The sequence below is a fragment of the Bartonella sp. AA86SXKL genome, from assembly GCF_042196885.1.
Genome location: NZ_JBHIRE010000268.1, coordinates 1 through 529, shown reverse-complemented (window position 1 = coordinate 529; position 529 = coordinate 1). Strand labels below are relative to the sequence as shown.

At 39.9% G+C, this 529-nt stretch carries 1 protein-coding gene; it reads right to left on the bottom strand.

Annotated elements, in window-relative coordinates; translation table 11 throughout:
* Window positions 1–529 (bottom strand): tyrosine-type recombinase/integrase (locus ACFIO5_RS11455; protein WP_375705477.1); only part of this gene is annotated, 529 nt, incomplete at both ends.

The window sequence follows — 529 nt, the reverse complement described above, 5'->3', positions numbered from 1 at the left end:
CAAAAAGCGCTTTCATTTGTGAAACTGTAGCACCAGCATTGGCGGCACGTGTTGCTGCTAATTTTCGCAAGCCATGTGCTGACTTTTTTATACCTGCAGCATTACAGGCTTCACGAAATAGGTTGCCAAAACTTTCTTTCACGAGCTTATTTCCACTTTTACCACAAATGAATGTTTCATCTCCTATAGGACCAATTTGAAGAGTTTCTGTAAGTTCTGGTAAAATAGGGAGAAAAACATCCGTTTTAAATTGGCTCTTTTCTGTTTTAAGATGGATGATATTATCTTTAACGTCTTTCCAGCCGATACGAACTGCGTCACCACGGCGCAACCCCGTGTAAAGAAGAACATCAATCCAGACGCGTTCATGGCTACCATGTGACCAATGATGGTAGTATTTATCTATGTCCTCTTCTAGCCATGGTTGTAACCCCTCACTGTTAAGAGATTTTGGTGCTTTTATATTAAGGGCAGGATTTCTATTTAAAAGAGCATTATCAACTGCCCAATTAAAGAGACCGTTTAAAGA